The 13265-nt window shown below is 58.7% G+C and carries 12 protein-coding genes; 5 read left to right on the forward strand and 7 right to left on the reverse strand.

Going from position 1 to position 13265, the window contains the following annotated elements:
* Positions 1–146 precede the first annotated feature (146 nt).
* Positions 147–1862 (forward strand): amidase, encoded by a 1716-nt coding sequence (locus ACEN9A_RS17745; protein WP_258668947.1) that lies wholly within the window; start codon positions 147–149, stop codon positions 1860–1862.
* A 270-nt stretch (positions 1863–2132) separates the two neighbouring features.
* On the forward strand, positions 2133–2405 hold the full coding sequence (locus ACEN9A_RS17750; RefSeq protein ID WP_258674193.1) for a DUF2790 domain-containing protein: 273 nt from the start codon (positions 2133–2135) through the stop codon (positions 2403–2405).
* 52 nt (positions 2406–2457) lie between these two features.
* Here ACEN9A_RS17750 and ACEN9A_RS17755 read toward each other — a convergent pair whose 3' ends face one another.
* The 5 genes from ACEN9A_RS17755 to ACEN9A_RS17775 all read right to left on the reverse strand — a co-directional run bounded on the left by ACEN9A_RS17755 (position 2458) and on the right by ACEN9A_RS17775 (position 8573).
* Positions 2458–3402 (reverse strand): LysR family transcriptional regulator, encoded by a 945-nt coding sequence (locus ACEN9A_RS17755; RefSeq protein ID WP_258668948.1) that lies wholly within the window; start codon positions 3400–3402, stop codon positions 2458–2460.
* 67 nt (positions 3403–3469) lie between these two features.
* On the reverse strand, positions 3470–4420 hold the full coding sequence (locus tag ACEN9A_RS17760) for an aldo/keto reductase (protein ID WP_258668949.1): 951 nt from the start codon (positions 4418–4420) through the stop codon (positions 3470–3472).
* Positions 4421–4451: 31 nt separating this feature from the next.
* Positions 4452–5942, reverse strand: a complete 1491-nt coding sequence (locus ACEN9A_RS17765) for an efflux transporter outer membrane subunit (protein WP_258668950.1) — start codon at positions 5940–5942, stop codon at positions 4452–4454.
* A gap of 19 nt (positions 5943–5961) precedes the next feature.
* Positions 5962–7446: a DHA2 family efflux MFS transporter permease subunit gene (locus ACEN9A_RS17770; RefSeq protein WP_258668952.1), complete on the reverse strand. Its 1485-nt coding sequence runs from the start codon at positions 7444–7446 to the stop codon at positions 5962–5964.
* Positions 7446–8573 (reverse strand): HlyD family secretion protein, encoded by a 1128-nt coding sequence (locus tag ACEN9A_RS17775; RefSeq protein WP_018930073.1) that lies wholly within the window; start codon positions 8571–8573, stop codon positions 7446–7448. The genes ACEN9A_RS17770 and ACEN9A_RS17775 overlap by 1 nt, the downstream gene beginning before the upstream one ends.
* 260 nt (positions 8574–8833) lie before the next feature.
* On the opposite strand from ACEN9A_RS17775, the gene ACEN9A_RS17780 reads away from it, so the two are divergent.
* Both ACEN9A_RS17780 and mug read left to right on the forward strand, forming a co-directional pair.
* Entirely contained in the window at positions 8834–9460 is a 627-nt protein-coding gene (locus tag ACEN9A_RS17780; RefSeq protein ID WP_258668953.1) for a TetR/AcrR family transcriptional regulator, read from the forward strand.
* 8 nt (positions 9461–9468) lie between these two features.
* A complete protein-coding gene (mug, locus tag ACEN9A_RS17785; protein ID WP_258668955.1) occupies positions 9469–10008 on the forward strand; it encodes a G/U mismatch-specific DNA glycosylase in 540 nt (179 codons plus the stop codon).
* On the opposite strand, the gene ACEN9A_RS17790 is transcribed toward mug, so the two are convergent.
* Both ACEN9A_RS17790 and ACEN9A_RS17795 read right to left on the reverse strand, forming a co-directional pair.
* On the reverse strand, positions 9920–10870 hold the full coding sequence (locus ACEN9A_RS17790; RefSeq protein ID WP_258674194.1) for a bifunctional helix-turn-helix transcriptional regulator/GNAT family N-acetyltransferase: 951 nt from the start codon (positions 10868–10870) through the stop codon (positions 9920–9922). The two genes, mug and ACEN9A_RS17790, sit on opposite strands and share 89 nt — an antisense overlap.
* Before the next feature lie 128 nt (positions 10871–10998).
* Positions 10999–11904, reverse strand: a complete 906-nt coding sequence (locus ACEN9A_RS17795; RefSeq protein WP_258668956.1) for a LysR family transcriptional regulator — start codon at positions 11902–11904, stop codon at positions 10999–11001.
* 109 nt (positions 11905–12013) lie between these two features.
* Here ACEN9A_RS17795 and ACEN9A_RS17800 point away from each other — a divergent pair, with 109 nt between their 5' ends.
* Positions 12014–13252: an SGNH/GDSL hydrolase family protein gene (locus ACEN9A_RS17800; RefSeq protein ID WP_258668957.1), complete on the forward strand. Its 1239-nt coding sequence runs from the start codon at positions 12014–12016 to the stop codon at positions 13250–13252.
* Positions 13253–13265 lie beyond the last annotated feature (13 nt).

A 13265-nucleotide genomic window follows, 5' to 3' on the forward strand; every position in this document is an offset into this window, starting at 1 on the left:
TATCCTTCTCACCGGTGAGCAATATTCGAGGCGCTGATAATGACCTGCGTACACGTTGTAAAAGTTGGGGTGACGAGTGTTGGTGAACGCCATTCGAGTACCCGTTTTGAGAGAAGTGATGTCCTTACCGGGCCGGTGGTAACAGCATGATCGAGGTGACCGAGGTTTCCATTGCCGAGCTGCGTGCCGCGCTCGAATCCGGCCGGACCACGGCGGTTGAGCTTGTGCAGGCTTATCTCGCCCGGATCGACGCCTACGACGGCGCCGATACGCCCACCGCCCTCAACGCGGTGGTGGTGCGCAACCCCGATGCGCTCAACGAAGCGCAGGCGTCCGATGCTCGTCGGGCCAGGGGCGAGACGCTGGGGCCGCTCGATGGCATCCCCTACACGGCCAAGGACAGTTATCTGGTGAAGGGGCTGACCGCCGCCTCTGGAAGTCCCGCCTTCGCTAACCTGATCGCTCATCGCGATGCGTTCACCATCGAACGGCTTCGCGCCGCCGGGGCGATCTGCCTGGGCAAGACCAATATGCCGCCGATGGCCAATGGCGGCATGCAGCGCGGGGTGTATGGCCGTGCGGAGAGTCCGTACAACGCCGACTACCTCACCGCCCCTTTCGCTTCGGGCTCATCGAACGGCGCCGGTACGGCAACCGCCGCCAGTTTTTCGGCATTTGGCCTGGCAGAAGAAACCTGGTCGAGCGGACGTGGCCCTGCTTCAAACAATGGCTTGTGTGCTTATACGCCTTCGCGCGGGGTGATCTCGGTGCGCGGCAACTGGCCGTTGACGCCGACCATGGACGTGGTGGTGCCGTTTGCCCGGACAATGGCGGACTTGCTCGAAGTGCTCGATGTGGTGGTGGCCGATGATCCCGACACACGCGGTGATCTGTGGCGGATGCAACCTTGGGTGCCAATTCCGAGTGTCGCTTCGGTGCGCCCCGCTTCCTACGGATCGCTGGCCGCGAAAAGCGATGCGCTCAAAGGAAAGCGCTTCGGCGTGCCTCGCATGTACATCAACGCCGATCCCGACGCGGGCACCAGCGATGCGCCTGGCATCGGTGGGCCGACGGGCCAGCGCATCAACACCCGCCCTTCCGTGATCGGGCTCTGGGAGCAGGCGCGCAAGGCACTCGAAGCGGCCGGTGCTGAAGTGCTCGAGGTCGATTTCCCGCTGGTTTCCAATTGCGAGGGCGATCGTCCTGGCGCGCCGACGGTGTTTAACCGGGGCCTGGTATCCAAAGAGTTCCTGCACCATGAGTTGTGGGATCTGACGGCTTGGGCGTTCGATGATTTTCTGCGAGCCAACGGCGATCCAAAACTCAATCGCCTGATCGACGTGAACGGGCCGCTGATTTTCCCCCACGACCCGGGGACGCTGCCCAACCGCGAGGGCGATCTTGCCGCGGGCATGGACGAGTACGTGCGGATGGCCGAACGCGGTATTACGCCGTGGGATCAGATCGACACGCTGCCGGATGGATTGCGCGGGCTGGAACAGACCCGTCGAATCGATCTGGAGGAATGGATGGATCGGCTGGGGCTCGACGCGGTGATTTTCCCGACGGTAGCCGACGTTGGGCCGGCGAATGCCGATGTCGATCCGGCGTCTGCCGATATCGCGTGGAGTAACGGGGTATGGGTTGCCAACGGCAATCTCGCCATCCGCCACCTGGGCGTCCCAACGGTCACGGTGCCGATGGGTGTCATGCCGGATATCGGCATGCCCGTCGGGCTGACATTTGCCGGTCGCGCCTATGACGATTCAACGCTGCTTCGCCTGGCTTCGGCGTTCGAGTCGACGGGGACGAAACGCTTGATCCCACCGCGCACCCCACCCTTGTCGGGTAGCCAAAAATAGAAAGATCGCAGGTTCCTGCAGAGGTTGAGTACACCCGTACCCATGCCCTGTAGGAGCCTGCGATCTTTGGGCCATTCATGCGAATTCCGGCAACAGTGTTTGTCCAGTCGGCTGCTATTTGAAAGAAGTTCAAACACCTAACATCGTCTCTACCCAGTGAGCAAATGGAGTAAGTATCCACTCGCTCACGAGGTAGCAACTCGCAAATCCGATATGACCTTTACGATCATCTCGGACGCAGAGTCAACCTAGGACGATACGGTGAATAAAATGAAAATTTTAAAGATTGCGGTGCTTCTGGCACTTGCCGGTATAGGCGCACACGCCTTTGCAGACGATGGCCATTCAACTAACGCGACCAGTAAAGCACCTGTTGAGATCTACACGTACGAAACGAAGCTCGACATTAAGAAAGTCATTTACCTCTCAGAGATTCCGGACGAGTGCAAACCGGTTCCGGTGCAAATGACCTATGAAGACTCTCACAATCAACGGCATGTCATGCAATATCAAGTGATGGGCACTGGATGTTCAAACGGTTGAGTACCGTGCGGACGATGGAGGGTCGACACTCCATGCCTGCGGTGCAACCCACTCAATAACTGATATTTTTTCCCGAACCTACGATTTTTTCATCGGATGCCAACATGCCCGGGATGTGATGTTTAAGAAACTCCACCCAAGTCTTTGTCTTCGCATCCACGAATTTTCGTGATGGGTAGATTGCAAATAGATTCAACTCTTCAAGCCGATACTCCGGCAGCACGCGCACTAACGTGCCGGCCCTGAGGCCATTGACCGCAGAAGCAATCGGCTGAATACCGATGCCCATCCCGTTTGTTATCGCGACAGTCATTCCATCAGCCGTATTGATATGAAAAGGAGACAATGGGACGTTGATTGACTCCGCACCTTCAGGCCCCTCAAATGCCCAGTGTTCAACCGGCATTACCGTATTAACAATCCTCAAGCAATCATGTGTACCAAGAGAACCCGGAGAGTCCGGGATTCCGCGTTTCTTCAGATAAGCTGGCGAGGCGCAGAGAATGCTGTAAGTGATGCCAAGCCGCTGAGCGACAAACCCCGAATCGGGCAGATCCCGCGCTAAAACAATCGACATGTCATACCCTTCCTCGAGCAAGTCAGGTAGCCGATTGGTCAGCGTCAAATCAAACATGACCGAGGGATGAGTCTCTCTGTATTTGGCAATGGCATCGATCACGTAGTGATTACCGATGGCTGACATGGCGTGAATTTTCAGCCTGCCCACGGGCCGGGTGTGAGCGGTTCCCGCTTCCTCCTCGGCTTCACGTACCTCATCCAGAATTTTCTCGCATCGTTGCAAGTAGCGCACACCCGCTTCGGTCAACGCCAGGCGTCGGGTGGTGCGGTTAATCAGGCGGGTTTGAAGCCTGGCCTCCAGACTGGAAACGGCTTTGGAGACGTTGGTTGTCGTGGTGTCCAATAGCTCGGCTGCCGCCGTAAAACTGCCGCTCTGAGCAACAGCCATGAAAAACCGCATGGTTTGGAAAACGTCCATCGTTTTCACCTCAAGGGCGTGGATAACAGAGGGCGGCCTTACAGAAGACCGCCCTCCTCGTCGTGTGTCACTTCTTCCGTGGAATAAATCCAGGCACACCGGTTTCCACGACCGAGTTGAATCGTACCCTGGTCGTAATATCTTCCTTGATCTCAAGCATCGCCCTATGCGGCAGGGTGGAAATATCCAGGTTTTCCTTGATATGACTTGGTGTAGCGGACGTGGTCAAAAAAGCAACGCCCCGCTGTACAGACCAGGCCAATGCCACTTGAGCCGGAGTCTTCTGCAAGCGCTTGGCGATCCCTGTAATCACCGATTCCTCCAACACTTTCGGCTCCATGCCATGGCCCAGTGGCGCGAACGCCAGAAGGACGATTCCATGCTGTTTGCAGAACTCAAGCAGTTCCCATTCCGGCAGATAAGGGTGGGACTCGACCTGCACCACGGCAGGTTTGATCCGGGCCACTGCCACAATCTCTTTTAACGTTTCCAGCGTGATATCAGACAAGCCGATCGACTTGCAGCGGCCTTCATCCACCAGGCGTTCGAGTGCTCTCCAGGTCTCGATCAGTGTCACGCCGGAGTCGTAGATGACGCGACCCTGTTCGTCTCTCGAGTCCTGATTCTCACCGGGTTGAAAGGCAAACGGCGTATGGATCAGGTAGCAGTCGATAGAGTCCACTTGGAGGCGGCGGCAGCTGGCCTCGAAGGCAGGTTTGACTCGCTCGGGACGATGGTTGGTGTTCCACAGTTTAGTGGTAATGAACACGTCCTCCCGGCGGATCTTGCCCGCCTCCAGCACCTCTTTGATCGCAACGCCGACACTCTCCTCATTGCGATAGCGCTCTGCGCAGTCGAAATGGCGAAAGCCCGCTTCCAAGGCGTCCTTGACCGCTTGTGTGGTGACGCTGAGATCACTGAACAGCGTGCCGAACCCAACGGCCGGCATCTCACCTGAACCGTGGTTCAGCGCAAACCGGGTATCGCGAAGTGCATCGTGAAAAGCTTCGTAAGACATCTCTTGACTCCAATGCTCGGGGCCGTAGCCGTTATTGATACGAAGGGTTCTGTGCTTCGCGACTGGCAATCCGTTGCTCAAACGCGCCGACGGAATTACCGCCGAGGGCTACATACAGTTGCACCGTGTCGAGATACTGCGCGGTCTTCACCCGGATTTGCCCCAGCAACGCTTGCTCGTAGGCACGTTCCGCTTCCAGCACCTGGAGAATGCTGTTCTCGCCTTGCGCGTAGGCTTGCTGGTTCAACCGAAAACTGGTTTCTGCAGCGCGTAACGCGTCTTCCTGCGCCTGGTTTTGCTCGGCGTCATGGTTGATCGCCTGCAACGAGTCCGCGACCTGGCCGAACGACTGAATGACCGTCTGCTGATAGCCGGCGAGCGTCGCCTTGTAGCCGTCGACGGCAGCCTGACGTTCAGCCTTGAGCGTTCCGCCGTCGAAGATCGGCCCCGCCAACCCTGCAGCCAAACCCCAGAGCGCGGCACCGCCATTGCCGGAAGCGGCCTGTACCAGCGAGGCGGACAGCGTTACATGGGGATAGAGGTTCGCAGTCGCGACACCGACTGCCGCGCTGGCCATGTGCAGTTCCGCCTCTGCTTGCAGGACGTCCGGTCGGCCGTGTGCCAGTTCCGAAGGCACACTCACCGGCACGTTGGCCGGCAATACGAATTCGGCAAAATCGAAGTCCGGCGCGATCCAGTCGCCAGGGCCTTTACCGGTGAGAATCGACAGCGCATGGCGCGCGGCATCACGCTGCTGAGCGAGGGGCGGCAACAGTGTGCGGTCCTGGGCGAGCCGGGTCTCGGCCAGCGAAACGTCGATCTGCGTGGTGACGCCGCTGGCATGTGCCCTGCGCACCAGGTCGAGGTTCTTGGCGTCATTGGCAAGCAGCTTTTCGACGGCTGCCATCTGCGCGTTCGCAGACGCCACCAACAATGCCTGGCTGGCGACATTCCCCGTCAGGGTCAGGTACGCCGCTTCGTATCGATGCTTCTGAAGATCGGTAAACGCTTGCTGCTGCTCGACCCGCCGCTTGTTGCCGCCAAACGCATCAAGGTCGAAACCGACCCGCGACCCGATCGCGTAGAAATTGGAGATCGAAGGCTCTTTAGCGTTGTGTACCCGCTGACGCCCCGCCTGGGCGCCAAAATCGACCTGCGGATAAAGCGCACCCTCCGCCGCCGCGACGGACGACGCCGCTTGCCGGATCGTTGCATCCGCCGCCACGAGCTCAAGATTGCCCTCGATGGCGCGACGCACAACCTGGTCGAGCTTCTGCGAATGGAAGGCCGTCCACCAGTCGCCGCTGACCTTTTGGCCAAGGTTGATGTGTTGCCCGCCAGGCTGGTTGCCGCCCTGGCCGAGACGCTGCTCGGCCTGTTGGTCGTAGTGCTGCGACAGGCTCGGTGGCTGCATTTGATAGTCGGGGCCGACGGTGCAGGCCGTCAGGAACGCAAGAACCGACACCGCACCGAACGTGGTGTTGAACGTCTGTCTGTTGATGAAGCGCGCATTGGATTTCATTGGGCAAACTCCACGAAAACTAGTTGGTCGGAACGGGCTTGCGAAGAAAGACAACCAGTGGACTGACCACCAGCATCGCCACCATCAACAGCTTGAATTGGTCGATCACCGCGATGAAAGCCGCCTGGCCGGTGATCATTTCGTTGAGCCCCGCCAGTGCTTGCAGGGACATCGGCGCGGCATGCGCAGCGGCGCGATAAGGCGTCAGATGGCTGACCAGTGCCAGGTGCATCGCTTGCGTATTGTTGAAGAAGAAAATCTGCACAATCGCAACACCGAAGGTGCTTCCGTAAACACGCGACAGATTGAAAAAACCGGTGCCTTCCGGGCGTAACTTGGGGTCGAGTGTGCTGAACGCGATCTTGGTGAGCGACGGCATCAAGATGCCGATGCCAATCCCCTGGATCGCCCCGGCAATCGCCACCGGCGACCAGTCCATCAACGGCGAATAACCGAGCATCAGCCAGTTGGCGTAAATCACCACGGCCACGCCAATCGCCACGAACAACCGACGGTCGAAACGCTCGGGAACACGACCCATCAGCAGGAATGCCCCTACCAGCCCCACACCGCGCGGTATCGTCAGCGAACCTGTCGCATCGGGTGGGTAGCCGAGGATCTCGTCCAGCATCGGCGACGTCAGTGCCATGGTCGACAACAGCACGAAACCCACGGCGAAAAAGATAATCGTCGACAGTACGAAGTTGCGGTCCTTGAACAGACGCTTGTTGAGGAAATGCACCTTCTTGCTCAACAGATGCACGGCGAACAGGTACACCCCCAACGCGCAGCCCGCCGCCTCCAGCCAGATTTCGGTCGAGGTAAACCAGTCCAGGCGTTCGCCGCGGTCGAGCAACATTTGCAGGCTGATCAACGCCAGCGTGAAGCTACCGAAGCCGAAGAAATCGAACGACGGAAGTTGCTCGGCCTTCTTCTCGGCAAGCAAAAGCGCCATCACCAGGAAGATGAATGCCGACAACGGAAGGCTGATGTAGAAGATCGGCCGCCAGCCAAAATGCTCGCTGACCCAACCACCGATGCTCGGGCCGCTGACGATTCCGAAGAGCACGATTGCCGTCCATGTCGCGCCAAATTTCGCACGCTTCTCCAGTGGCAACGTCTCCATTGAAATCGCCATCGACAGCGGCGCCAGCACGCCACTCGCCAGGCCTTGGATAATTCGCGCACCGACGAACTCCAGCGGAGTCGTCGCAACCGTTGCGAGCAGCAAGCCAAGAACGAAGAAGGCCAGCGCGGCCTGATAAACCCGCTTCAAGCCATAACGCTCGGCCAGCCACTGCGCTACCGGCATAGTGATTGCGCTCGCCGCGAGGTACGAGGTGAATACCCAGCCTGCCTGGTCGTCGGTCATCGACAGGCTGCCTTGGATAAACCTGAGTACCGCATTCGGCAACGGCAGGTTCGCCGACTGCATATAGGTCGCGAGCAGCGCGGCGAACCTCAATGTTCCCGCACCTTGAGGCCCGATAGAATTGGCGTTCATCAGAAGTTACCTGCGGTTAACAGCGCCTTGAGCGGATGCCACCACGGCGTGTGATACCCGGTATCGACCTTGACCGTGGCGCTGGTGCCCGAAAAAAGCGGAAACGCAGGGTCGGCCTCGTCGAGTTCAAGGCGCACCGGTACCCGCTGGACAACCTTGACCCAGTTGCCGGTGGCATTTTCAGGCGGCAGCAAGGCGAAGTCCGATCCGGCACCGGGGCTCATGCTGGTCACGTGGGCTTTGAAAACGTGATCGGGATAGGTGTCGATGCTGATGGTTGCTTCCTGGCCTGGACGCATGTGGGTCACCTGCGTTTCGCGGAAGTTGGCCTCGACCCAAATCTGCCGATCGGACAGCAGCGCAAAAGCCGGTGCACCGTTGCTGACATAGTTGCCAACCTGCAAATCGTCGACCTTGGCCACGATGCCATCGTCTGGCGCATACACCGTCGTGTACGAGAGGTAGAGTTGCGCCTCGTCCAGTTGCGCCCTCGCCTCACGAACCGTCGGGTGGTTATCGGCTTCGATATCTGGATTACCGTTCAACGCGACAACCGTGCTGGCGATCTGTTGCTCGATCGAGGCGATGCGTTGCCGGGCCACTTTAAGGTCGGTGTCGGCGCGCTCGTAAATCGCCCGCGAGACAAACTCGGTAGCGACCAGCGCTTTTTTGCGGGCAAACTCGCGCTGATCGAAATCAGCCGACTCTTTGGCCGATTGCAGTTCAGCCTGCTGCTGCCGGTAACCGGCCTTGAGCCCATCGATGCGCAGCCGCGCCACGCTCAGCTGTGCTTGCGCACGGTCAACTGCGATCTGAAACGGTTTGGGGTCGATCCGAAACAGCATCTGGCCTTTGTGAACCGGTTGGTTGTCCTCGACAGCGATTTCGACGACTTGTCCGGAAATACGCGCGTTGATCGACGCCTTCGCCACTCGGGCGTAGGCGTTATCGGTCGAAATGAACGCCTCGCCTGCTTGATAGCGGGCATAGCCCAGCGCGGCGAAGAGCACCGGCAAACCGACAATCAACAAGGGCCGAAATTTCTGCTTGAACGGTTTTTTGATGGGCGCGTCAGGCCTTGCGTGCTCGAAGGTCTGCGTAGCCGGGATGTCGAACTGTTTAGTCATGATCGAATACACCTTTAACCGGGAAATCGGGCCAGCACCTGCGAGAATCGCCTGCGGCCCTGATGGCAAAAATTGCTGTGAGAAAGCAAACCCGTGCACGGTCAGGGAGGATCGCTCCGCCGCACCGGTTTCGTCGCCGCAACACCCAGTTCGAGCTCAGCTACAACAAACCTGACGTTCAGGAACTTCTGGTTCCTTAATTTTGTGCGATGGTGTAAGAATATAGAGCAGCCCATCCCCACACAAGGATTTTGTACGACATGGCACAAAAAAAGATTACAGAGGGCAAAGGCCGAGGCCGCCCCCGCGCATATGACCCGCAGACAGCGCTGCAACAGGCGCTTGGGGTTTTCTGGAACACCGGATATTCCGGCGCTTCCCTGGACAGCATCGCCACTGCGGCCGGCATGAATCGCCCAAGCCTCTATGCGGCATTCGGTGACAAGCACGCGCTCTACATCAAGGCGCTTGAACAGTATTGGGAGTCTGCCTCCGCTGCCATGCAGGAAGCGCTTACGGACAAAGACCTGACTTTGGAGCAGGCGCTAATGGGCTTCTATGAGGGACAGTTGTCGATCTACTTCTCGGGCGAGGGGCAACCGCGTGGCTGCTTTGCGATCGGCACGGCGACGACCGAAGCCGTCGAGGATTCTGCAATACGAGAGGTTCTTGCGGACCGGCTCAGCCGGCTCGATGCCGATCTCGAAACGCGTCTGCGCGCGGCAGTCAGCGCCGGTGAGTTGAAAGACGATGTCGACCCAGCCGCCCTCGCCGTACTCGCGTCATCCCTGTTGCATAGCATTTCGATACGGGCGCGGGCGGGCAAATCCCGCGCGGAATTGACGGAGCTTGCCCGCAATGCGGTCAACGTGATTTGTGGTGTGTGAGGTGTAGGGTGGGTGAAGGACTCGAAGACATTCTCACCGAACGGCTTGCGGTGATTTTTTGTGGCATTAATCCGGGCGTGACTGCCGCCGCCCAGGGCCATCATTTTGCGGGTCGAGGCAATCGCTTCTGGCGCACACTCCATCTCGCCGGTTTTACGCCTACAGAGGTGCGCCCGGAAAACGACCGGATGATCTTGCAATATCAATGTGGATTAACCGCAGTGGTTGAACGGCCTACAGCGCGAGCCGATCAGCTATCCGTGCATGAGTTCACCGCTGCCGCCGCGGATTTTGAACAAAAGATCGCACGCTATGCGCCACGCTTTGTGGCGTTTCTCGGCAAAGCTGCGTACAGCGCGTTGTCCGGTCAACGGGAAATTGCGTGGGGGCTTCAGTCAAAAACTTTTGGTGATACCTCGGTCTGGGTCCTGCCCAATCCCAGCGGGCGAAATCGCGCATTCACGCAAGATCAATTGGTGGATGCGTATCGCCAACTCCATTTAGCGGCCCAGCAACCGGGCCAGGTCGAACAAAACACTGTTCGATAACCGTTGCGCCCCACTGCTGGCCCTCCTGCTCCTGTTCCAACTTGAAGCCAAAGTCTTCATACAGTTTGCGAGCCACATCCAGGCCTTTGAATGTCCACAACCGCGTCGCGCAAAAGCCCTGTTCGTCACAGAATTTCATGGCTTCAGCCAGCAAGCGTTTGCCTGCGCCCTTGCCTCGCGCCGAGTCATCCAGAATGAAACAGCGCAGAATCGCTTCGCCGCCCTCGCCTTCACCGTCGATCGCGATGGAACCGACAATTCGCTCGCCATCCAGAGCCACCCAGACTTCGTTGCGTGGATTGTGCAAACGCCCCATCAACTCCGCCATGGCCGATGCAACCAGGCTTTCGAACGGCTGGCCGAAATTCGAATGCCGTGCGTAGTAGTCGGCATGCATTTGCACCATGCGGCCGATGATTCCGGGCCGGTAGCCCCGAGCGATATCCAGCTGCGCGGGGGGCTGCGGCGCTGTACCGAGTCGATGGGCTTGCAGGGCACCGGCATAGTTGGCGATGCCCTCACTCACCGCTTGTTGTTGCTCATTCGTCAGATAAACCAAGGCAGCGTCCACCTGTTGCCTGGCGAACGAATCAATGGCTCGCAGGGTTTTCTTGCCCTGCACCGTGAGTCGCAGCTTCTTGGAGCGCGCATCCTCCTCGTGTGGAATTTCTTCGATCTCACCGGCCTCAATGAGCTTACGCACCATCCGGCTCACGGTGGATTTTTCCAGGCCGAGAAGCTCCACAAGCTCTCCCGCCGTCAGCGAACCACGATCCCCAATCTCCACGATCGTGTGAACAAACGAAGGCGAATAGTCCGTTGCCGCCAGCGTGGTTTGCATGAACCCCAACTCGCGCACCATGAGACGCGACGCCGAGCGGACTTGGTTAATCAGGTCTGATTGGGAATGGGTCACGGGGAGCACCTCGAACAAAATGTGTATTTAGTTGTATAGCACAACCAAATACCCGTCAAATCAAGAGTGCTCCATCAAGACATGAAACCAGGCAACTGCCCTACCCGTTCGGCCAGATACTGCATCAATAAACGCGTGCGCAGTGGGCGGTAGCGGCGTTCGGGATAGATCAGAAAAGCGTCGTTCGGTGGGCCGCTCCAGTCGGGCAGCACCCGGATCAACTGCCCGCTTTCAAGCAGGTCGCTGACCAGCCAGGCCGGCGTGATACACAGCCCCGCGCCCTGCAGAAGACCGTCGCGAATGGCCAATGAGCTGTTGGTTCGATAGCGCCCCTGAGTCGTGACACTGACCTGCTCACCATGGGGGCCGTTGAGCTCCAGACGGTCGCCCGCGGTCAACCACGCAAAACGCAGGAAGTTGTGTTCGCTCAAGTCCGCCGGGCTTTTCAATGGGGAATGGTTGCGCAGGTATTCCGGTGCGGCCACCAGATAGCGCGGTGAAGTCGCTATGCGTCGGGCAACGGCATTCGGCGGCAGGCTGCCCCCCAGGCGCAGGGCCAGGTCGACGTTTTCCTCAGTGAGATCGACGAAACGATCATTGAGGATCAGCTCCACTTCAATGGCCGGGTACTGCGCCATGAACGACAACAGCAACGCATTCAACCGCAACACACCGAGGCTGACCGGAACGTTGACGCGCAGAAAACCTTCGGGGCGTTCGGTCAGACCACGCACATCCGCAACGGCCTCGCCGTACTCTTCCAGCACGCCTTTGGCACGCTCGTAGAAACGCTTTCCCTGTTCGGTAGGCGTCAACCCGGTGGTGCCACGAATCAGCAGACGGGCTCCCAATTGCTTTTCCAGGGCAGCAACCAGTTTGCTGACGGTGGGCTGAGTGCTGCCTAACTCACGCGCGGCAGATGACAGGCTTCCGAGCTCAATGGCGCGGACAAAACAGTGCATCGCTTTAAGACTGTCCATGGGCATTCGATTCTGGAATGAGCTGTATGCAGTTCCTCCTTCTACCACACGCATTTTGAATAGACCAATCTGGCCTCCTTGAATCATTACCGCCCAAGGAGATACCTGGATGAAAGCCTTTCACTCGAGAATACCGTTGCCTCTCGCCTTGACTGCCCTGCTTGCCGCAAGCCCTGTCATGGCGGCGGAAAATTGGGTCACCACCTGGATGGCCAGCCCTCAACCCACCTGGGGCAACGAACTGCCGCTGCCCACGCGAATTCCTGAAGCGCTGACCGACAGCACCCTTCACCAGAGGGTGCGCATCAGCAGCGGCGGAAGCCGGGTGCGGGTGGTGGTTTCCAACGAATATGGCAAGCAACCGCTGGTCATCGGTGCCGCGCGTATCGCCTTCGTTGAGGGCGTCGATCAGATTCGCGCAGGCTCCGGGCACACGCTGAAGTTCAGTGATCAGGAACAGGTCACCCTCGCCGCGGGTGAAACGCGGATCAGTGATCCGATAGATCTGGCAGTGCCGGCGCTCAGTGAGCTTGCGATCTCTCTTTATCTGCCGCAGCACACGCCGTTGACGACCTTCCACTGGGATGGCAAACAAACCGCATTTATCACCCCTGGCAAACATGTCGACGCTCAGCGACTGGAAGGCAGCGAGCGGGTGGAGGCGCGGCTGTTTCTCAGCGACATCCTGGTGGATGCACCGGTCGACACCCGTGCCTTGGTGGTGCTCGGCGACTCGATTACCGATGGCAATGGCTCGACCCTGGACAGCAATCGACGCTGGCCGGACTTCCTCGCTCAACGCTTGGCCGCGCAGAGGCTCGCGGTGCTCAACGCTGGGATATCCGGGGCTCGCCTGCTCGAAGATGGCATGGGTGTCAGTGCACTGGCGCGTTTCAAGCGCGATGTGCTGGGCAAGCCCGGAGTAAAAACGGTGATTGTGATGCTCGGCATCAATGACATCAGTTGGCCGGGCTCCTCCTTCGCTCCGAACGAACGCCTGCCAGCCAAGGAACAGTTGATTGCGGGCTATCGGCAACTGATCGATCAAGCGCGCCTGAACAACATTCGCATCATTGGAACAACCCTGATGCCGGTCGAAGGCGCCCTGGATGGAACGAGCGTGAAGAATTATCACAGCGCCGAGAAAGAACAACTGCGCCAGGCCATTAATGACTGGATACGTAGCAGCCACGCATTCGATGCCGTGATCGACTTCGATCTAATGACCCGCGACCCTGAACACCCAAGTCGCTTACTGCCGACTATCGACTCCGGCGACCACTTGCATCCCGGCGATGCCGGCAACAAGGCGATGGCCGAGGATATCGACCTGAAAACGCTGATCTAGTCGTTTGAAACAA

It is taken from the genome of Pseudomonas sp. Pseusp18 (assembly GCF_059506005.1).

Coding starts and splice junctions, on each gene's coding strand:
- ACEN9A_RS17745 (WP_258668947.1), top strand. CDS start 147: ATGATCGAGGTGACCGAGGTTTCCATTGCCGAGCTGCGTGCCGCGCTC.
- ACEN9A_RS17750 (WP_258674193.1), top strand. CDS start 2,133: ATGAAAATTTTAAAGATTGCGGTGCTTCTGGCACTTGCCGGTATAGGC.
- ACEN9A_RS17755 (WP_258668948.1), bottom strand. CDS start 3,402: ATGGACGTTTTCCAAACCATGCGGTTTTTCATGGCTGTTGCTCAGAGC.
- ACEN9A_RS17760 (WP_258668949.1), bottom strand. CDS start 4,420: ATGTCTTACGAAGCTTTTCACGATGCACTTCGCGATACCCGGTTTGCG.
- ACEN9A_RS17765 (WP_258668950.1), bottom strand. CDS start 5,942: ATGAAATCCAATGCGCGCTTCATCAACAGACAGACGTTCAACACCACG.
- ACEN9A_RS17770 (WP_258668952.1), bottom strand. CDS start 7,446: ATGAACGCCAATTCTATCGGGCCTCAAGGTGCGGGAACATTGAGGTTC.
- ACEN9A_RS17775 (WP_018930073.1), bottom strand. CDS start 8,573: ATGACTAAACAGTTCGACATCCCGGCTACGCAGACCTTCGAGCACGCA.
- ACEN9A_RS17780 (WP_258668953.1), top strand. CDS start 8,834: ATGGCACAAAAAAAGATTACAGAGGGCAAAGGCCGAGGCCGCCCCCGC.
- ACEN9A_RS17790 (WP_258674194.1), bottom strand. CDS start 10,870: ATGGTGCGCGAGTTGGGGTTCATGCAAACCACGCTGGCGGCAACGGAC.
- ACEN9A_RS17795 (WP_258668956.1), bottom strand. CDS start 11,904: ATGGACAGTCTTAAAGCGATGCACTGTTTTGTCCGCGCCATTGAGCTC.
- ACEN9A_RS17800 (WP_258668957.1), top strand. CDS start 12,014: ATGAAAGCCTTTCACTCGAGAATACCGTTGCCTCTCGCCTTGACTGCC.